The 20,139-nt window shown below is 48.4% G+C and carries 18 protein-coding genes and 1 pseudogene; 11 read left to right on the top strand and 8 right to left on the bottom strand.

Annotated features, from left to right (window positions below):
- Nucleotides 1-1,033: pseudogene (locus tag IQ268_RS29710) on the bottom strand (hypothetical protein); the annotation flags it as partial.
- Between the two features lie 270 nt (nucleotides 1,034-1,303).
- Between IQ268_RS29710 and IQ268_RS29705 the strand changes: the two are divergent.
- Nucleotides 1,304-2,098 (top strand): hypothetical protein, encoded by a 795-nt coding sequence (locus IQ268_RS29705; protein WP_193886673.1) that lies wholly within the window; start codon nucleotides 1,304-1,306, stop codon nucleotides 2,096-2,098.
- Nucleotides 2,099-2,433: 335 nt separating this feature from the next.
- Here the strand turns inward: IQ268_RS29705 and IQ268_RS29700 are convergent, their stop codons facing one another.
- The gene (locus IQ268_RS29700; RefSeq protein ID WP_193886672.1) at nucleotides 2,434-3,108 is read right to left on the bottom strand and encodes a hypothetical protein; all 675 of its coding nucleotides are present in this window, start codon (nucleotides 3,106-3,108) and stop codon (nucleotides 2,434-2,436) included.
- Nucleotides 3,109-3,838: 730 nt separating this feature from the next.
- Between IQ268_RS29700 and IQ268_RS29695 the strand changes: the two genes are divergently transcribed.
- On the top strand, nucleotides 3,839-5,377 hold the full coding sequence (locus IQ268_RS29695; protein WP_228035841.1) for a cellulase family glycosylhydrolase: 1,539 nt from the start codon (nucleotides 3,839-3,841) through the stop codon (nucleotides 5,375-5,377).
- Between the two features lie 251 nt (nucleotides 5,378-5,628).
- Here the strand turns inward: IQ268_RS29695 and IQ268_RS29690 are convergent, their stop codons facing one another.
- Complete coding sequence (locus tag IQ268_RS29690; protein WP_193886669.1) at nucleotides 5,629-5,838, bottom strand: hypothetical protein; 210 nt, start codon at nucleotides 5,836-5,838, stop codon at nucleotides 5,629-5,631.
- 285 nt (nucleotides 5,839-6,123) lie between these two features.
- On the opposite strand from IQ268_RS29690, the gene IQ268_RS29685 reads away from it, so the two are divergent.
- The 5 genes from IQ268_RS29685 to IQ268_RS29665 all read left to right on the top strand — a co-directional run bounded on the left by IQ268_RS29685 (nucleotide 6,124) and on the right by IQ268_RS29665 (nucleotide 9,943).
- Nucleotides 6,124-6,264, top strand: coding sequence for a hypothetical protein (locus IQ268_RS29685; RefSeq protein WP_193886667.1), 141 nt, complete (start codon nucleotides 6,124-6,126; stop codon nucleotides 6,262-6,264).
- 312 nt (nucleotides 6,265-6,576) lie between these two features.
- The gene (locus tag IQ268_RS29680; RefSeq protein WP_193886665.1) at nucleotides 6,577-8,001 is read left to right on the top strand and encodes an NAD(P)/FAD-dependent oxidoreductase; all 1,425 of its coding nucleotides are present in this window, start codon (nucleotides 6,577-6,579) and stop codon (nucleotides 7,999-8,001) included.
- 337 nt (nucleotides 8,002-8,338) lie between these two features.
- Nucleotides 8,339-8,833: a DUF2231 domain-containing protein gene (locus tag IQ268_RS29675; protein WP_193886663.1), complete on the top strand. Its 495-nt coding sequence runs from the start codon at nucleotides 8,339-8,341 to the stop codon at nucleotides 8,831-8,833.
- A complete protein-coding gene (locus tag IQ268_RS29670) occupies nucleotides 8,830-9,438 on the top strand; it encodes a DUF2231 domain-containing protein (RefSeq protein WP_193886661.1) in 609 nt (202 codons plus the stop codon). The genes IQ268_RS29675 and IQ268_RS29670 overlap by 4 nt, the downstream gene beginning before the upstream one ends.
- Nucleotides 9,439-9,691: 253 nt before the next feature.
- Nucleotides 9,692-9,943, top strand: a complete 252-nt coding sequence (locus tag IQ268_RS29665) for a hypothetical protein (protein WP_193886659.1) — start codon at nucleotides 9,692-9,694, stop codon at nucleotides 9,941-9,943.
- Between the two features lie 172 nt (nucleotides 9,944-10,115).
- Here the strand turns inward: IQ268_RS29665 and IQ268_RS29660 are convergent, their stop codons facing one another.
- The 3 genes from IQ268_RS29660 to IQ268_RS29650 form a co-directional block, all read right to left on the bottom strand.
- Nucleotides 10,116-10,436: a four-helix bundle copper-binding protein gene (locus IQ268_RS29660; RefSeq protein WP_193886657.1), complete on the bottom strand. Its 321-nt coding sequence runs from the start codon at nucleotides 10,434-10,436 to the stop codon at nucleotides 10,116-10,118.
- Nucleotides 10,437-10,781: 345 nt separating this feature from the next.
- Nucleotides 10,782-11,540 carry a ZIP family metal transporter gene (locus IQ268_RS29655; RefSeq protein ID WP_193886655.1) on the bottom strand — a complete coding sequence of 253 codons (759 nt, stop codon included), beginning with the start codon at nucleotides 11,538-11,540 and terminating at the stop codon, nucleotides 10,782-10,784.
- Between the two features lie 9 nt (nucleotides 11,541-11,549).
- Nucleotides 11,550-13,463, bottom strand: a complete 1,914-nt coding sequence (locus IQ268_RS29650) for a glycoside hydrolase family 15 protein (protein ID WP_193886653.1) — start codon at nucleotides 13,461-13,463, stop codon at nucleotides 11,550-11,552.
- A 504-nt stretch (nucleotides 13,464-13,967) separates the two neighbouring features.
- On the opposite strand from IQ268_RS29650, the gene IQ268_RS29645 reads away from it, so the two are divergent.
- Genes IQ268_RS29645 through IQ268_RS29635 form a run of 3 tightly spaced genes read left to right on the top strand, consistent with a single transcriptional unit; the run spans nucleotide 13,968 to nucleotide 17,204 of the window.
- Entirely contained in the window at nucleotides 13,968-14,873 is a 906-nt protein-coding gene (locus tag IQ268_RS29645; protein ID WP_193886651.1) for a cytochrome c oxidase subunit II, read from the top strand.
- The gene (locus tag IQ268_RS29640) at nucleotides 14,870-16,540 is read left to right on the top strand and encodes a cbb3-type cytochrome c oxidase subunit I (protein ID WP_193886649.1); all 1,671 of its coding nucleotides are present in this window, start codon (nucleotides 14,870-14,872) and stop codon (nucleotides 16,538-16,540) included. The genes IQ268_RS29645 and IQ268_RS29640 overlap by 4 nt, the downstream gene beginning before the upstream one ends.
- Entirely contained in the window at nucleotides 16,533-17,204 is a 672-nt protein-coding gene (locus IQ268_RS29635) for a heme-copper oxidase subunit III (protein WP_193886647.1), read from the top strand. Before IQ268_RS29640 ends, IQ268_RS29635 begins: the two co-directional genes overlap by 8 nt.
- On the opposite strand, the gene IQ268_RS29630 is transcribed toward IQ268_RS29635, so the two are convergent.
- Both IQ268_RS29630 and IQ268_RS29625 read right to left on the bottom strand, forming a co-directional pair.
- Complete coding sequence (locus IQ268_RS29630) at nucleotides 17,184-17,561, bottom strand: DUF2231 domain-containing protein (RefSeq protein WP_228035842.1); 378 nt, start codon at nucleotides 17,559-17,561, stop codon at nucleotides 17,184-17,186. The two genes, IQ268_RS29635 and IQ268_RS29630, sit on opposite strands and share 21 nt — an antisense overlap.
- Nucleotides 17,558-17,701: a DUF2231 domain-containing protein gene (locus tag IQ268_RS29625; protein WP_193886645.1), complete on the bottom strand. Its 144-nt coding sequence runs from the start codon at nucleotides 17,699-17,701 to the stop codon at nucleotides 17,558-17,560. The genes IQ268_RS29630 and IQ268_RS29625 overlap by 4 nt, the downstream gene beginning before the upstream one ends.
- Before the next feature lie 687 nt (nucleotides 17,702-18,388).
- Between IQ268_RS29625 and IQ268_RS29620 the strand changes: the two genes are divergently transcribed.
- A complete protein-coding gene (locus tag IQ268_RS29620) occupies nucleotides 18,389-19,219 on the top strand; it encodes a bacteriorhodopsin (RefSeq protein WP_193886643.1) in 831 nt (276 codons plus the stop codon).
- Nucleotides 19,220-20,139 lie beyond the last annotated feature (920 nt).

Genomic DNA, 20,139 nt, shown 5'->3' with positions numbered 1-20,139 from the left:
GAGGAGGGGTGTTGGGGGCGATCGCCGCAGGTGCCGCACTGGGTAACGCTGGAGCCACAGAGGGCAGCGAAACCGGAGTCGGCACAACCTGGGAAACCTGCCCTGGTAGAACCTGGGGAATGTAAGCCGGGGCAACCGGATAACCACCTGCGCCCGGAGGCACCACATACACCATGACCGGAGCCGTGCCTGGAACCACAGACGGCATCCCGGCCACGGGAGCGGTAGCTCCTGCCGCTGCATTCACTCCCGGCATAACTAAAATCACAATTGGAACGGCAGCAGCACTCGCCCCCCCATAACCCTCTGTGGGTAGGACGACTGGAACCGCCTGAGGGGCAAACTGAGGAGCGACGGGAGGAGCCACAAACGGTATCTGCGGCACCGCTACACCAGCCGAGCCAACTTCAGGAACCATAGCCGGAGCGGCAGGCTGAAAGGTGAAAGGAGCCGCAGGATTACACTCAGAAAAACAACTGGGTGTGGCAGGGGAAGGGATTGCAGGCTGGAGTGTGGGAGAGGATACAGGTGGAGAGGTGGCGATCGCCGCTTCATTCAGCTCAAGCTGGGGCACGGCCTCTGCGGTTGGCGGTGCGGCATCGCGTCCTGTCATCTGGCTAATGAATTCGGCTTCGCTGCGGTAGTCCAATGCCGCAGTCGAGTGGCTCTGTGTGGAAAGGGTTGGCGTGTCAACGTTTGTTGCAGGCAGCAAGACCGAATCAGAATCCCCCTGGCTCTCTGGCTGAATCTCCAGTGTTGCTGTTGATGTCATCACAGGCGGAGCATGAACCGGACTTAGCTCAAACCCCGCAACGAGGGAAGGGGTGTTTTCATCGGTGGTCTGTTCTGCGGCTATCCATTCGGAATCGGCAGTGGTAGCAGACATATCGGGGTGAGGCAGGGGAGTCGCTGAAGCCGGAACGGCGGTGACGTTGAGCGCCACCAGCCCTAATCCCAACGGCATCAGCAGTACAGTAACCATTGCCCGACCATCTGGGGAAATCGTAACTAAGTGACCAGACTTCCAAATCATTGGCACATCCGTGTTTTAGTGTGTGTCTCTATCCGGGCAGTCTGCTGAATTGGGGCTTTAAAGTACAATTTCAACCAAAGGGAATGGCGATCGCCTGTTTATATCCAGACAGAAGGGTAGCCATTGAGTCCTCGTTTACGTCAGATTGGTGTAGATGTCTTGATGACGATTGAGATGTCAGCCTGATGCCAGGGTTTCTGTCTGGAACTCTTGATCTTAGGGATACGAAATTCACTTACTTCTTACACCCAGCGTTCAGCGGTACTGCCTATGCTGCTCAGTCAAATTCGGTCTACTCTGTTCTGCGTTGTCAAAGGGGTTAACCTCAACCTCACGAAACGGCTTTTCATTGGGATTCTTGGTGTGCTGCTCATTGGGAGCAGTGGCTGTGCGTCGCTGCCAGAATGGATGAATACAGTGCTGTCTCCCACTCCGGTTGAACTCACCATTAGCCAGGTGGAGCCTGCCGGACGTTCGGGCGTTTACGTTGTGGCTGGTCAAACGAACCTGCCCAACCAAACCCGACTCACTGTTTCAGCAATTCGCTACTTGCAAGACAACGCGCCGCGTTTGTCCTCTGAGGCCGCCCCGATCTACTCCATCCTCGATCGCCAATTTGCTGAAGTTAGCAATGGTAGATGGAAGACCAATCTGAACCTTTGGCAAGTCGCATCAGATGGTCAGTATCAAGAAGCCTGGCAGATGGGTCAAGCAGAAACAGGCATTCAGCATGAATCCGATTCCACCGTGACCTTTCTGGCAACCCTCGATCCACCGAACCAATCTGCCGAGGTGCAGAACCAGATTGAGAATCAGGACACGTTCATACAAGCCACTCTGGTACGCTACACCATAGAAGGTGAACCGTATCTGCAAGCCAGCAAACCGTTGAACGTGGCGTTACCGACCGGGAGTACAACTCCTCCTCTCACCGAAACATTTGCCCGTGCGGCCAGCGGCGATCGCGCCCTCTCGACCCCGTTGTCTGATACGGCGAACCCCACCCTACCCGACAACTGGAAGCAAACCAACGCACCCATTTCACCAGACGAGATGTTTCGTTGAGGTGGTATGAGTCGCTCAAGCTGCGGTGCTTGAGCGATCGCCTGCTCTGCAACCCTATCCATCTCTCTGTAGGTGTGAATGAACAATTCACAGGGAGTTTTAGATGGGGCTTAGCGAATGTCAATGGAGGCTTAGCGCCTGTGGCAAGCTAGAAAAAGGCAGTTTGAGTGACCGCCTCTAATATCAGTTCAACCAAAGACGGCTACAGAGTCATTGCTGGACAATTCCCAACCTGTAATCTCTTCTCTGTATCTATTCCTGTACCTATCGCTGTACCTATTGAGTACAGACTGACAGATGGCAGGAGCATCAATTATTCAAGCCAATTAAGCCAATTAAGCCGTACCGGGATGATGAGCCTCATGCCCGTGGGAAGCCGATTGACTCCCGTTGAGTTGCTCAATTTGGCTCATCACTTGTTTAAGATGGCCTAATAATTCATTGAGCTGGGGAGAGCTTTGCACATCCTGAGTAGGAGCGGGTGCTACTGGAGTTGTAGCAGGCTCAATTACCATTTGGGGTCTTATGTAACCTGCAAATGGCTGCGCCGAGGATAATGCGGTCTTCGCCTGCGCTTTGATGCGCTGATGGGGTGTTGCTGCTAGCTCACGAGCGGCAATACTGCTGCGCTCCGTTTCGTCTTGTAGAAAGAACTCTAGCCCCAAGGCTCCCAATTTTGAATCGGAAAACTTTAAACGTTCGATCGCGGTTTCCTGGTCGCGCAACTGCTGCTTCATGCTATTGACTTCTTCTTCAGCCAGCTTCAGTTTGCGAGATGAGTGCCGCCATCCCATGACCGAAAAGTTTAAGATTCCAGCTCCGAGGCTAATTACAGTTGCCAATCCAAGATAGGGAGATCCCAGTTCGCGGAGTGTACCAGCAAATACAGGTTCTCGCTCAAACTGGATGGTTACGGGCTTGGAACCCAAAACCGCGAGGGGAAGAGTTGAAACCGAAAAGACCACTCCTGCCAAGAGCGCAGAAGATATTAAACGGTTAGAAAAGCTCATAGTTTTGGTAAACGCAATTCAGGATAGGACGTCAACTCAATCAATAGACGTTGCTCTGGACTCCTGATACACCTCTAGATGGGGACAGCGATAACACCCGGATTGGGATGTTTTGGCATCGTTGTTCACTTGGTACTAAAGTTAGCTTTCGCTATCGCACTTCAACATGTGGATTCGATGAAGAACAGAAACCTTGTTTTAAAGCTGTGATGAACTTTGTAATAGTACGATCGCTAACTACTGGCAGGTTGTCAGAAAAGGCTAGCTATAGCTGCAAAGGTTCATGATAGAAACGAACAGAAATATCTGAGCATTCACTCAATAGTTCGCAGGCAAACTTAATAAACGTAATTTCCAATAAAGGCACCTGAAGCGGTTAATTTACAGGCGGTTTAGCCCTATCGATTTAGCTGAAATAAAATCAATTGTGGTTCATGGCGATCGTATTTGCTGCCTGTTGCTTGAGTGATGTAAAGATGGTTTATTCGAGAGCGATCGCCCTTTTAACAACTGATTCGATCGCATCCTGATTATAACTATTGTTAACTCCGTGGAACCACTTACTTGACGCTGAAGTCGAGCTAAACTGGGTCAACAATCGTCTGTTATGGTGCAACCTTTCGCCATCGCTAGCGCTCTCTCAACCTTCTAAAAAATGCAGTTTTACTGGCAATTTCGCAAACAACGATGGTTGCAATGGTTCGCCCTGGGTCTGTTGTCAGCCGTGGTCATGGTTTCACTTTCATTAAAATGGTTTGTTCCCCTTCATGTTGCAACTGCATCAACGGTTACATCTCTGCCGCTAACTGTGCGAGGCACTGAGATAATTGATGCCAGGGGACAACCGCTTGGGTTGCGAGGGGTTAACTGGTTTGGGTTTGAAACTGAATTTCAGGTACCTCATGGGCTGTGGACACGCGAATATCAGGATATGTTGACTCAAATTAAGAGCTTGGGCTATAACTTGATTCGCTTGCCCTACTCGATTGAAGCGCTTCGTTCAGATCACATCAATGCAGTTGATTTCTCCTTAGGCCGTAATCGGGAGTTGGAAGGCAAAACGCCGCTGGAGGCGATGGATTTAATCATTGAAGAGGCCGAGCGGCAGGGGTTAATGATTCTACTGGATAGCCATCGGCTCAATAACCGCCAGCCTGCGGAACTGTGGTATGACGATGAGTTTAGCGAAGACGACTGGATCGATACGTGGCGGATGCTGGCTCAACGTTATCGCGATCGAAAAAACGTGATTGGAGCCGATCTGCAAAACGAGCCGTATGGTCGGGCTAGTTGGGGCACGGGCGATCGCGCTACCGATTGGCGACTGGCCGCCGAACGAGCTGGCAATGCCGTTCTGGACATTAACCCCAACTGGCTGATTGTGGTGCAAGGCGTTGAAAACAATGTGCCGGGTCAACGGCTGGCACGGCATTGGCGAGGGGGTAATTTAGAAGGGGTGCGGCGGTTTCCGGTGCGGTTATCGAAGCCTGATCAATTGGTCTATTCGGTGCATGAATATGGTTCTGGTGTATTTGATCAACCCTGGTTTTCGGAACCTACGTTTCCAGCCAACTTGTTTGAACGGTGGGAAACTGGATTTCATTACATTGTGACGCAGGGAATTGCGCCTGTTTTCATTGGCGAGTTTGGCGGACGCCAGGTTGATTCACAGTCCACAGAAGGGATCTGGCAACGAACCTTTGTTCACTATATCCAGGCCAATCGTCTCAGCTTTGCTTACTGGAGCTGGAATCCAGACAGTGTGGATACCGGGGGCATTCTCACAGATGATTGGCAAACCGTTGATGCTCCTAAACAAGATTTACTGAGCCAACTCTTGCCCGATGCACCGCGATCGCGCCCGGTTCCAAATCGTTCACCGGGTTCTGTGCCCCAGATGTCGCCCACTCCAACGTCCCCTCGTAGTTCAGAACCTACACCCCCTTCATCGGTCAGCTCTACGTCTGCTACAGCGCTCAGAACGGAGTTTATGCTGCAATCCGACTGGCAAACGGGCTTTTGCGTCAGTGTTCGAGTCACCAATCAAGGGAATACCGACATTCGCAACTGGCGTTTACGCTTTGAAATGAACCAGGCGACGATCAATCAAAGCTGGAACGGTCATTTCGCTCAGCAGGGCACGCAATACTCGGTTACGCCTCCAGAGTGGGGCGCGACGTTGCAACCTCAGCAAACGGTGGATATCGGGTTCTGTGCCGAAAAACAGGGTGAGGATTATTTGCCAGGGCAAATTCGGGCGATCGAGTAAGAGGATGTTTGAAAAGTAGCAAATGTCCTGCATTCGCCCCCTAAATCCCCCAGAATTGGGGGACTTTGAACGAGAATCGGCTCGGAAGTCCCCCATCTTGGGGGATTTAGGGGGCGGTTCGAGTGACGTTCAGCACTTTTCAAACATCCTCTAAGTTCAACGTCCGATTCCATGCGTTGCAGTATCCTGCTGTGTCTTTCGGCACGGGAGGGGCGATCGCCCCTCCCACTGGCTCCTTGGGAATCGAGTGGTTAGATCATGATACGGCTGAGAACGCACATCACCTTATCGGGACAGTTGGGCACCGGAATCGGCTTACTCCATGCCCCTGCCTCGGCAAGGCCAAGGGTGTGTTGACGCAAAATGTGCGCTTTTACATTGTCTTTGGTGCCAATCACCAGCGTGGTCAAAATGCGTGGATCGGGATTGATCGCTTGCATTGGGGTACAGTTATCAGTCATAGCAGTTTTCACTCCACTAATGGAACTGGGTTGATGAGGTACCCAAAACCAAAGCCACCCTGCTGCTTTTATTGCCATAGCAAAGTCAGGGTGGCTAGTGGAGTGATAAACTGCCCTCTAGCCCTCCGAACTGGTTGTTGCAGTTTTGAGGGTTAGTCGCCTGGGGCTGTTGGTAGCAGCTTCCAGGTGACGCTTTGATTGCGGATATTTTGTTACTGAGAAACAACCGTACTGGAGAATTAGACTTTTTGCAAGTCTGTCTTGATACAGGCAACAATTCTCAGTATGGCAATTCGACTGGTATTGGGTAGGATGGGCTGGCTCTACTTCCAGCATGAAGGTGAGCCGATGATTCCAACGGTCGAAATACATCTAACGGGTCAACCGCAAATCGTCTCCTGTAAGGGCGTAGCAGTCGGCAAATAGCCCTTGAAAAAGACCCAGAAGTTACTGCCCGTAGCCTGCTTCCCGCAGGGTATGCTACGCCCCTACGGGTGTCGGGCTACAAATTAGACTTTTAAAATATCCTCTCAGAGGTTAGATCCTTCTCCTACAGAAGAAAGATGGATCTGAACTGGTTCCAATTTAGCCTGAAACAAAACTGCGATCGCTCAATAAACACAAAAGCTATTTTTAGATACTGCTGACTGAGTAAACGCAAAGACTAAATACAACTCTTGTTTACTCCTGATTACTCACTCTTGATTATTCACTCCGATTTTCTAACAGAGACGTACGATGGCAACTCCTATCTATCAAACGGTCATTCTGGGAGGTGGTTTTGCAGGGCTTTTTACAGCGTTGCATCTGAGCCACCAGCATTATCCACGTACCGTCATTTTAATTGATCAAAACGATCGCTTTTGCTTTAAACCGCTGCTCTATGAGTATTTCAGTGGCGAAATGGAAGCAGAGCAGGTCATTCCCCGATACGACGAATTGCTGCACCATAGCGGTGTGATTTTTGTGCAGGGAAGTGTGGAGTCGATCGATCTTCAGGAACGACAGATACAGCTTGTGGGTGGCGACTGCTACGGGTACAGCAATTTAGTTCTCGCGTTGGGAAGCGTCACAGGTTATTTTGGGGTTGAGGGAGCCAGCGACCATGCACTTCCCTTTCGAACACAAGAGGATGCGATCGCCATTGACCGTCATTTGCGCGATCGCCTGCAACAAGCCGTGCAACTACAAGATCAGGAGAGCCGTCGTCGGTTACTCACGACCGTCGTTGTGGGTGGCGGGCCTTCTGGAGTTGAGATGGCAGCCACGTTAGCAGATTTTCTGCCGCACTGGTATGCCGAATTGGGCGGCAAGGTAGAAGACGTTCGAGTGATACTGGTGAATCATGGCGAACTATTAGAAGGTGACGTGAACAGCCAGCTTCGGGCAACAGCCGTGCAAGCGTTTCAACAACGTACCGTTCCTGTAGAGGTGATCATTGGAGCCAAAGTAACCACTATCCAACCCAATTCCCTGAAGTATGAGCGCAATGGACAAACTGAAACGTTAGACGCTGGAACGGTTATTTGGACAACGGGAACCAATACTCACCCTTTGATTAAATCGCTTCCCATTCCAGATGAGCACCAAGACAAGCATGGACGATTAAGCGTTACCTCTACGCTGCAACTGCCCGATTTCCCGGAGGTGTTTGCAGGTGGAGACTGTGCTATGGACTTGCAGCCAGGAGATGCCTATGAGCCTGCGGAACACGCATCAAACCCATCTACAACTGCTGAGAGCCGCCATCCCAATCCAAAACCGCTGCCACCCACTGCACAGGTGGCGTATCAACAAGGAGCGGCGATCGCCTACAACCTGAGAGCGTTAGCCCTGGGATACGCGCTCAAACCGGCTAATGTGAACCTGCGCGGAACATTGCTCAAGTTGGGACTGAACAACAGTGCTGCCAATGTTTTCAATGCGCTTGAAGTCACAGGAGAGATAGGGCATTTGATTCGCCAGGGAACCTATTTAGAGTTGCTTCCCACTCCAGTTCACAACTTTAAGGCAACCACAGAATGGCTGAAAGACGAAGTCATTGAACGCTATCATCCCAGTGGCTTGAAGCAAGCGGTTAAGGCAGCAGGTGTGGTGGGTAGCGTATTAATTGGGGCGGTAATCGCTCGACGAGTGGCAAGATCATTGGCAGACGATCGCTAGGGTAGGTTATGTAAACGCTCTCGCCAGGTTTCTTTACCCCTTCAGTCTCAAACCCAGCAATGGGGATATCTCCAAATTGGGCGATCGCTCTCGCCATTATCCAGGCACACCAGTGCAGTATCCATGTGCAAAGTCAAATCGCTAAAAGGCAGCACGTTTACAATACGGCTACCTCTGGATACTAACTAATGAACTGCGAGGACTAATCAGCAGTTCTCTACCTAAGGTGGTAAAGATTTCTCATACTGTTTTCAGTATTCTGTTGCATGGTAGAAGATTAGCGTAAACAACAGAATAAGCCGGATTAGTTAAAATTCCATCAATAGAGCAAAGAGCAATGCTCAACCTACCGTTAAATCACGCGGGGCTTCCATATCCTGATCCGATTCATCCCATCATTGTTCACTTTGTCATTGCAATGGTGTTTTTTTCTTTCTTTTGCGATGTGTTTGGATACTTCACTCACAATCGCCGCTTACTTGAAGTAAGTTTCTGGAATCTATTGATTGCAACGATTTCAGTTTTTCTGGCCGTCATTTTTGGTCAGTTTGAAGCAGGCTTATCTCAACCCTACGACGCTGCTCAGCCCACCCTCAGTTTACATACTATAACAGGTTGGTTATTAGCTGTTTTAATCGTGGTGATGACAGCCTGGCGTTTTGCCATGCGTCGCCAAAATTCTTCAAAGCTTTCGCCATTCTATCTAAGTGCAGTAACGCTTTTAAGTTGTTTAGTTTTTTTTCAAATGATGCTGGGTAGCCAACTGGTTTGGGTATACGGTCTGCATGTAGAACCTGTAGTTGAAGCGACCAGGCAAGGGATTTTGAAATGATCACCTTACTGCTGGATTTACCACAGCTCAAATTAGGAGCGAACGAGTTACCCTACTCAATTCCTATTCACCCTCAGTTGGTTCATCTAACGTTAGGACTGGTAATTATTGCGATCGCCTTTGATATAGCTGGAACATTCTTCTCTCTAGGAAGACCTCTCTTTAAGTTTTTTGGGCTTCCTGCCATTCGCTCAGGTTTCTATGATGTCGGTTGGTATAACGTTGTAGCGGCAGCCGTGATTACGTTTTTCACAGTTGCCGCAGGCTTTTTTGAGTTAATGCTGGCAACGCCGCCGACCACTCCAGTCAGTGATTGGGGGCTGGATGCCAAGACAACGTTGTTACTGCATGGATTAGGCGGCATTTTATTGTTGGCAGTGATTACAGGAATGGCATTGTGGCGAGGTTTACAACGCTATCGCTGGCGTATCAAGCGCTCCAGACAAGTGCAGTGGAGTTATCTCTTAGCTGGAATGATTTTACTCGGCATCTTATACCTGCATGGAACGTTGGGGGCGCAATTGGGAGATGAATTTGGCATTCATAATACGGCTACTTATTTATTGAAACAGGGAAGAAACCCTAATGACATACTGGCGAAATGATTGGAATGGTACTCTGAAGAAAAAGACGATGTCCTCGCCCTCGCGCGTTTTTAATCTCTACCCTTTTTTACAGCAGTTCTCAATCGAGTCAGCCACAGTCTCGCCAAGATGGGTGTGGGTGTAAGGTTTGAGGCGTGGTGAATGCAAATGAAAATGGCTGTAAACAGAACTACCATAATTGGTAACTGCAATGTGTTTGTACAGTTGTTTTAATTGGTTAAAACTGAGATTTGATTGATTAAGGAATAGCTTAATGATAAATTTCAACACTCTACTTGCAGGTACTCCACTTCCTGCTCTCAGTACCTTGTCATCTCCGGCAACTGGCCAGTCTGATCCGTTGATTGATCAGGGAAGTCAGCTAACAGTTTATGTTGGATCTGCCTTAATTATTGTGGGAATTGCAGCGGTGGTCGGTTTTTTTAGCCGTCGAATTGAACACGCTTTAATTACAGCATTTGTTCTTAGTGTATGCTTATTAATATTTTTTGCTCTTACACGATGAATTTAGATGTAATTGCATCTAAATGGAGATCCTTCGTCTAATACTTAGAGGATCTACATTTAAGGTTAGAAGGGATTCTCTTTGACGTTCATGCCAGCAAGACGTTGATTCTGCCATGTAGGAAGGCGCTGTTTCAAGAATGCGATCGCCCAAAGAAGCTGCCAATGCTAGGCTACAGCGCACCCCCTACAATTTTGCGATACTCGTCAGCCGCTTGACGGCAAGCTTTTGCACAACGTTGGCAATGCTCGTTTTGATGTTGTTCGCACTCTTTTGCACAAGCCTCACAAATGTCGATGCAAGCGAGAACAATTTGAGAAACAAAGCGAGAACCACGACTGACAAATCCCGCTACAGTCCAGCAAAGCTGAGCACAATCGCGGCACAGACGAGCACATTCGGGCATATTGCCAATACACGCATCGGCACAGTACTCACACTCATGAGCACAACGGGTTGCTGCATCTAATACAGATTGATGTTGGTGAGCCATGTCATCTCCTGACGAATTTCCTAACAAAGACATCTATCTCAGTTTAAAGAGGTTTGAACTTAAACTCGTCCTACAGAGGTAGCAAAAAAAGTCCTATCTCAAGGTAATTCATAAGATTTCATTTTTGTATATGGGTCTCTACCAGTCCCACAACTCCCAGTCCACATCATTTTCAGGCTATCACTCGTAATGTGTATCCTGGGGTGTCCTGTATGACTAAACTTTAAGTTAAAACAGGCAGAAAATTAGCTTGCCGCAAGTTTCTGATCATTTGATGTGAATACAAACATGGGGCTTCATTTGCTTATGGGCGGTTCACAAAAGCCTCTGTCTTATTTAGAGGGGTTACCCACCTAATTTACTGAGGACAAAAGCAGCCAAAAACCCACACACCGTCACTAAGCCAGCAAAGTCGTGAGCTTGCTCAAAGGCTTCGGGCATCATTGTGTCGGAAAGCATGGCTAAAATAGCGCCAGCCGCGATCGCAATGGTAGCAGCAGTCACTTCTGTGGAGAAATGGCTAAATAGTGAATACCCAACCAGGGCGGCAACTCCAGAGAGGATAGCAATCCCGCCCCAAATGCCAAAAATATAGCGTAGCGATCGCCTTGCCTGTTTCATGCCAGCCGCACTAGACAAGCCCTCCGGTACGTTAGAGAGAAACACGGCTGCAACCGTCACCCAACTCACAGCACCACCCTCTATCATGCTGATACCAATGGCAATTGATTCAGGAATGCCATCTAACAACGCGCCAACCGCGATCGCCAGCCCACTGCCACTGTTGTCAGATTCACTGGGTTGTCGGTTTCCAGAGCGTTTGCGGTGACGCGCCCCCTGACGCGCTAGATACCAGTTAGCAAGGGTGTAAATAATGGCACCACTGACAAAGCCGATCGCGGTGGAATCGAAGCCACCCTGATTGTATGCCTCATCCATTAGCTCAAATGCCAGAGCAGAAATTAGCACTCCTGAACCAAATGCCATCACTGCCGCAATCAACCGTTGAGGAATTTTGGCGTAATAGCCAATGGCAGCCCCCAACAGGAGAGCGGAACCTGCCAGCAATCCCCAAAATCCTGCTTGTAACCAGAGTGGAACCATAAAAATCTCCTAAGCTAAGGGTTTCGCTTGCCTCTGTTTCGCGGCGGCGGCTCCGCTTCCACCATGACCAGCAGCAGCGGCGGCGGCTTTATGCTGAAGCTGCACAGTTCCGGTATGACCAATATGGGCTAACGAAACAGCCACATTAATCACGCCAAGGTGGGAAAAAGCTTGGGGAAAATTGCCCAACTGTTCACCCGTTTCTGGATCAATTTCTTCCGCAAATAACCCCAGGGATGTGCTGCGCGACAGCATTTGCTCGAACCAGGCAGCGGCTTCATCAACGCGGTTCGCTAAAATCAGCGCATTAATTAGCCAGAACGTACACAACACAAAAGACGATTCTTTACCTTTAACTCCCTCTGGTGCACGGCGGTAGCGGTAGCACAAACCATTGGCAACTAAGTGCTGTAAGGTAGCATCGATCGTCGAGATCATGCGTGGATCAGTGCCGTCAATGAATCCCATGACGGGTAGCAGGAGATTCGCTGCATCCAGGGTTTCGTCTTCGTAAGATTGCTTAAATGCCTGTAATTGATCGCTCCAGCCTTTTTCCAGCACCTCGGCTCGAATCGCGTCATGCACCTGTTGCCAGCGATCGCAATCTCCTGATAAGTTCAGTGATTTTGCCATATCGATGCCGCAGTTTAACGCAATGGATAACATGGCCTTGCCATAGACAAAATGCCGTTCTCCGCCTCTCACTTCCCAAATGCCGTTGTCTGGTTCTTGCCAATGGTCCACAATCCAGTTCAGCATTGGGCAAATGTCGTCCCACAATCCGGACGGGTCATATTTCCCCGCTTTCCAGGCAAAGTGGACTGCACTTAACACCTCACCATAAACATCGAGCTGCACTTGCCCAACGGCATTGTTGCCAATTCGCACTGGACGAGAGTTGCGGTAGCCTTGCAGATAATCGAGCGTTTGCTCAACCGTTTGCCCGTCAGCGGTAATTGGGTAAAGGATTTGAATACCTGTTTTCTCAACCTGAACGGTTTGCTTCAGCCAATCAAAAAACGGGCTTTCGTTATCCAAATAGCCTGCCAGCAGCAGGGCATACAGAGTGAAAGAGGCATCCCGAATCCAGGTATAGCGATAATCCCAGTTGCGCTCTCCGCCAATTTCTTCGGGTAAGGAGGTGGTGGGGGCAGCCACGATCGCCCCTGATGGAGCATAGGTCATTAATTTGAGCGCTAAAGCGCTGCGAATCACCTCATCCCGGTAGCGCCCTTGATAAGTACACTGATTTGCCCAATGTTGCCAAAAAGCGATCGCAGACTCTAGCGCATCATGAGCATTAATATGCGGCGTGGAGCTATCTTGCATTGCCAGAGCAAAGGCAAGGCGTTCTCCAGCCTGAAGGGTGAATTGAGCCGTTAACGTGTGGGCTTGAGGATCAACTTGCCAGGGAGTTGGAGCGTGGATTTGAAAGCGATCGAATAATACGGTTGCACCTGAATCCTCAAAATTCGGCACGAGCTGAGCATAATTGGGACGTGGAACGCAGATCGAGATCAGATCCACCTGTCCTTCTAATCCTTCAATGATGCGGATCAGTCTTCTGGGTGCATGGGGATGTCTGGTTTGATGGCTATCTGTCACTTCCATAAAATCGAGAAGCTGCACCTTACCCGTATTACAGGTAAAGGTTGTCTTTAATACATTGGTTGCATCCAGGTAGTGATGGCTGCTTTCAAACTCAATGGCGGGTTGAATTGTCCAAAATCCACCCTGATTTACGTCTAGAATCCGGGCAAACAAAGAGGGTGAATCAAAGCGTGGTAAACAAAGCCAGTCGATTGAACCGGTTCGACTCACTAATGCCGCCGTGTGACAGTTTCCGATTATGCCATAATCAGAGATCGCTGGAATCGTCAGTAAATGTTCTAAAGACTTAGAACACGATGTAGCGTTATGCATTTTTTGAGAAGAATAGCGATCGCGATTTAATTATGAAACATTGCGTTTAATCAGAGGTCTACCGATAGCCAGAGCATTAAACTGCGTGTAATTAAACAGTTTCAGCTAAAAATGAAACTGCTATGAAATCCCGTCTATTCTTTGGATAGACGTGGTTGGAATCAAAGCGTGTTTGAATTTGAGTGACATTAGCCCTAAAAACTATGATTCAGATCAGTAATATGTTCCTCCAATAGCTAACTACAACAATTACAGACTTCCTTCTAAGAGGGTGCCTGAGAATGGCTCAACATTCTAAATTAGCCCCCTAAATCCCCCAATTTTGGGGGACTTTGAAACAGAATTGATTCGGAAGTCCCCGTTCGGCTGAGCGCTCACGTCGAAGCCAGTTTTGGGGGATTAGGGGGCGGTTCGAGTTGGAGCTTAGCACTTTTAAGACATCCTCCAAGGTCTACTCACCTGTGGTACCAGGGCTAGATCACATTTGTATTTGGTGAAATTGGCATGTTAAAGGTTCTCGAATATTGCCTGGTCACAATTTTTATTGCCGTCGCGCTTTTTATCAGTCATTGGCTTGGGCAACAAGCGTATACCTGGATGCCTCCCCAGGCAACGGCAGAAGCCCAACGAGTTGATGCGTTGTTTAGCTTTTTAGTGGCGATCGGTGCGTTTGTTTTTCTGGGATTGGTCGGGATGATGGTCTACTCAGCTCTCTTCTTTCGTGCTAAGCCCGATGATTACAGTGAAGGACATCCTGCTAGAGGTAGTGTAAAGCTGGAAATTCTTTGGACGGTGGCTCCAACGCTGCTAGTGCTATGGATTGCGGCACAGAATATCACTATCTACAATCAGCTCAACATCTTAGGGTTAAAGCAGATTGTGCATTTTCCGATCGAATCGCCTGCTTACGCAGCAACCGATCAACCAAAGCCTGTGGCAGAACAAATTCAAGTGATTGCCAAACAGTGGGAATGGGGATTTCGTTATCCTAATCAAGCGGCGAGCCATGAATTACATTTACCTGTCAATGAAAGCACCCGATTAAACTTGCAGGCAGAAAAGGTGATTCACGGATTTTATGTCCCTGCTTTTCGTCTCAAGCAAGATATGGTTCCCGGACGTAACATTGGTTTGGTGGTTACGCCCACTCGTATCGGAAAGTATCGCTTGCAGGATTCTCAATATAGCGGCACGTACTTTGCTTTGATGGAAGCAGATGTGTATGTAGAACCCAGGGAGGCTTACAATCAATGGATTGCTAATCTGGCGTTAAACCCTGCTGATACCACGAATTTTGCGATCGCCGAACAACAACACTCCCCAAAAACGCTTTTTCAGACAGGATGGCAGACTGGCTCATTGGGCGAATCCGTTGCAAAATCTGATCGATTGACTGAGGGTGACTCATGACAAATCCAGCGATCGCCTCTGATCCTGACCCTACAGAATCAACGCAATCTCCACGTTCATGGCGAGACTATTTTCGCTTCAGTACTGACCATAAAATCATTGGGGTGCAATATATTCTCACCACCTTTATCTTTTTCTTGATCGGTGGCTTGATGGCAATGTTGATTCGAGCTGAACTGGTTACCCCAGAGTTAAACTTGGTCGATCGCCCGTTCTACAATGCCCTATTTACCCTGCACGGAACGGTGATGATTTTCCTGTGGATTATCCCTTTCAATGCAGGGCTATCCAATTACCTGGTGCCGTTAATGATTGGGGCGCGCGAGATGGCATTCCCCCTGCTGAATGCCATCTCGTTCTGGTTAATCCCTCCTGCCGGAGTTCTTTTAATTGCCAGCTTTTTGCTGCCCAATGGCCCAGCACAGGCGGGTTGGTGGTCATATCCCCCAGTGAGTTTGCAAAATCCGTCGGGTCAACTGGTTTGGGTGATCAGTCTGATCTTGTTAGGCATTTCGTCGATTATGGGCGCGGTGAATTTTGTCACCACAATTGTCTGGCTCCGCGCACCGGGGATGACCTTCTTTCGAATGCCTGTGTTGGTCTGGTCAGTTTTAAGTGCCCAATTACTGCAACTGGTGAACCTGCCCTCCCTCACCGGAGCTTTGATTTTACTGATGTTTGATCTGGCGTTCGGTACCAGTATTTTCGACCCGGCTGGAAAAGGTGATCCAATTCTTTACCAGCATTTATTTTGGTTCTATTCCCATCCTGCGGTTTACATCATGGCGCTACCCGCCTTTGGCATCTTTGCCGAGGTGTTACCGGCTTTTACTCGTAATCCGCTGTTTGGCTATCGATCCTTGGCGATCGCATCTCTCGGCATTGCCCTGGTCAGTATCTTTGTCTGGGTACATCACATGTTTGCCAGTGCGACTCCCGACTGGATGCGAATTACGTTTGCCATTACATCAATGCTGGTGGCGGTGCCAACGGGGGTTAAAGCCTTTGGATGGACGGCAACGATCTGGCGCGGCAAGCTGCATTTAGATACGCCCATGCTATTTGCAATGGCAGGAGCCGCTATGTTTATTTTTGGCGGCATTACCGGTGTGATGTTGGCGTCGAATTCGTTTGATTTGCATGTCAATAACACCTACTTTGTGGTCGGACATTTTCACTACATCGTCTTTAACACCATCACAATGGCAATCTTTGCTGCCATTTACTTCTGGTTCCCCAAAATAACCGGACGAATGTATGCCGAAGGCTGGGGTAAATTACATTTTGGGCTAACCTTCATCGGCGCAAATCTCACCTTTTTTCCCATGCATCCTCTAGGACTACAAGGGATGGTGCGTCGTGTTGCCTCCTATGCCCCGGAGTATCAGGGTTGGAATGTCATCGCAAGTTTGGGTGCGTTTCTATTGGGAGTGTCCACACTTCCGTTCATTGCCAATATGGTTGCGTCTTTCCTGGCAGGACGTCGAGCGCCAGATAACCCCTGGGAAGCGACCGGACTGGAGTGGACAACCTCTTCTCCGCCCCCTAGAGAAAACTTTCCTGAAATCCCTCAAGTCATCTTTCCACCCTACAATTATGGCAATCCTAGAGCTTATGGAGAGGAACCTCTAACACAATCGGGGGAAGGGGGTTCCAACGATGAATAATGCCCCTCAAACCAGACCAGTTCATCAAGATGAAAGCCCGATCGACCTGGAGCGATGGCGGCAGAAGCTTCCCCGTTGGTTACAGCGATTTTTGCCGAGTGGCGGCGGTAGCCATGAAGACCATCATGGTAAAGGTATGTTTGGCATGACGGTGTTTCTGCTGTCTGAAAGTCTCATTTTTCTCAGTCTGTTCTTTGCTTATATTGTCCTGCGGTTGACCACATCTGATTGGTTGCCTTCAGGGGTTTCAGGCCCGGAAGCATCAACGTTTGTTGTCATCAACACCATTGTTTTACTCTCCAGTAGTGTGGTAATTCAACTGGCAGAGCGATCGCTCAGTCGTCACCGTTTGGGTCAATTTCGACTGCTGTGGAGCATTACGGCATTGATGGGAACCTACTTCTTAGTAGGTCAAGGGATTGAATGGAGCCATCTCGATTTTGGCTTGCGAACGGGATTAGTCGGCGCAACCTTCTATATCCTGACAGGCTTTCATGGATTACATGTGCTCAGTGGTGTAATCTTGCAAGCGATCATGCTGGTGCGATCGCTGATTCCTAATAATTACAGCAATGGGCATTTTGGTGTAAGTGCAACGACATTGTTCTGGCACTTCGTCGATGGACTCTGGGTGATCTTATTTTCACTGCTGTATATTTGGTAATGCGCTTTGAGTAGCAGCAGATGGAACAGAGGTGCCAACTCCATATTGATAAACTAGCTGACCACCATAATGGGAGCCAAAGAGTACAGTACCGACTGCGATCGCCGTAATCGCTAAATACACAATTGAAGGATTGGGTAATACTCCACGCTTAATACTGCGCCAAACGAGTAAAGCTTTCAGAACTACAGTCGAATAGATTTGAAAATGCTCGTGGCTTTCTAAAACTTCGTGGGCTTCCTGACTCAAAGAAACAGTTTCTTCAGCTTGCAGTCCTGTAAATACAGTGACAATTGCAGCAACGACACCCAGCGCGAAACACCACCAACCGGCATTCGATAGAGATTGCTTTTTCAGGCATATCCTAATACGTCAAACAATAGCCCTGCTGAAAGTAACGCTAGCGGAAAATGTACGAATACAGGATGGATGTTTTTCAGCCCATCAGGTAGAGCCGCGATCGGAAGGTAAAAGTACATCGGGTGGAGAATAAACATCAGATCTATCTCTAAATCTGATCTGCGGCAACGAACAAAATTGTATTAGTCATAAGTTCTGCTTGCAAAAGAAAAAGCACATCCCTCAAAAGAGATAGGTGTAGGGACGAAGCATACTCTGCGAGAAGCAAGCTGCAAATCAGGATGGCTGGTACAACCGAGAAATTGTTTATCGAATGCTTCGCCCCTACGGAGACGTGAAAGATACGTTTCAAACACCCTCTTAGCTCGACTTTATCCGTTCAAAATTGAGGTCATTCTGAACCCAGCCTGGATCAAGCTCAGGCTTTAGAATGCTGCAAACCTCATCGAATGCCACCAATATGGAAAAAGTCAGAAGCATACTTCAAAGTGCTAGAACCACTATCGAAAAAGGGTTCTAGCACCTGGATAAAGTGGAGCTAAGCCTCTAATATGAGTGACAATCAGCACTTTTTGAATCCCCTCTTGAGCGTTTCAAGCCTTTTCTTCCAGGTAGTGGCGGAATCGCTATGCGGTTAGATCACTGCTTTGAAGCTCAATAGCGGGGCAGAATTTGTAAGTCAATTATTTTTAATCCAAAACTTCAGCAAAATCACAACTTTACTTAGTTGGATAGATTTTTTTGCCCATGCTCCTATTTTTAATTGAGTGCAGATTGAAACGAACTGATACACATCTGACATCACGTTTGAATAGAGGAATGTTATGGACTGGCAAAATCTGTGGCACTGGCTTTATATCGCTGGCATGGCGATCGGGGCGCTTTACTTTGTCTGGTTAGGAAGCAACCCACGCGGTGTTCCTAGATTTGAATATTTTGTTGCTACTTTCATTCCCATATGGTCAGGTTTGGCTTACACATCTATGGTTTTACCAGGAGTAGGGATAGAGCAGGGTCGATACGTAGCATTTGACGAGCATGTTGTCTTCTTTGCCCGTTATCTCGACTGGATTGTAACCACACCGCTGTTGTTGCTGGCATTGTCTTGGACGGCCATGCATCATCACTCCAAAAAAGACTGGACGCTCATCTTCTCCTTAATGTTGACCCAGGTGATTGTAATCGCATCTGGATTAATTGCCGATCTGTCTGCCGTACCCGCAACAAGATATTTCTGGTATATCGTTGGCACGATCGCCTTTGTCATTGTTCTTTGGGGCATTTGGAATCCGTTACGCGCCAAAACCCGAGAGCAAGACGAGCCTGAACTGCCAAAGTTCTACGATAGGTTAACCACCTTCTTCACAGCCACCTGGATTTGCTATCCCATTATTTGGATTTTAGGACCGTCTGGTTTGCAGCTATTCGATCAAACCGTCAATTCTTTCCTATTTTGCCTGGTTCCCTTCTTTTCCAAAGTGGTCTTTAGTTATTTGGATCTCAACGGTTTACGGAGTTTGGGAGGCCGAACGGCTGAAACAGACCATGAACGCTTCGTTGGTGGCACCTTCCACTTCATGAACGTTATTCCAACACCGTGGCGGTCTCGGCGGCAGCGTAGAAGACCCCGATACTTGCCAGGAGAAATGCGATAACACCACAGTAGTTTGAGTACCGCACAAATGCTAAGCCCTTCAGTGGTATAGCTTTCCAATGGGACGTTGCGGAATGATGGGGATGAAAGACGTGTGTTTGTTCTTGTCGTAGCGGCATGTCAAATCCATACATCAAATCCGCAACGCTCACTCCAAAATCCTTGGGGATATTGTGTTGCATTGACTTTCAACACCTCCAACACCTCCAACAATACAGACACAGGGGAGCCAATCACTGTTGTGCCAGCTTGATGGAATCTGCTGGCAGATCTATCGACTCGATGTGTCGTCTTCCCCCATGCTATGCGCCGCCCTTCAACGAAACCTCTTAATCACCTCGCTTCTATTTCGTTGGCTAAAGCAAGTTTTGCCCTCCATAGCGAAAGTTTCCTGTTTTGATGGCTGGAAACAGACAAAACAGCAACCATCTATAGCAGTACTTTTATAAATTTTTCTCTCGTAAGTCCAATTTGAGAAGTGTAACAACTTCTTAACATCCAGCGACAACGGTAGAGACGCACTAATCACGTTTCTGCTAAAGCTTGCTTTTCACAAATAGCTATGCTAATTTGTGGGTCAATAAAATACGGTAATTTGATAGATTTACCGTAGTATCTACGGAGGCTATCCCATACTTGCAGTTTCCTGCGTTGTTGCCCTGACCCAAGTAGCTCACTGCGAAACTGCCCGGTTAACCGATCGCTGACCTATTTCACCCAAGGATGGGAAGAATAAATAGCAATATTGGGTTGATGGCAGAGACTACTCAGCTACTCTGCACCTTTAAAATCACGTAATCGTTCACGGGGTGGGGGTATCAGTAGGCAGCAAGGATGGAACAGGTTCTCCCTGGCGAGCAGCCCGACATGCCTCAACCAAGTAATCTAACACTGGGCGATTTTGAGATCGCAAGGTTGTCA

This window comes from Oculatella sp. LEGE 06141, from assembly GCF_015207605.1.
Lineage (GTDB): Bacteria > Cyanobacteriota > Cyanobacteriia > Elainellales > Elainellaceae > Oculatella.
Note: the sequence above shows the minus strand (reverse complement) of the source record. Positions and strands in the feature narration are given on the sequence as shown.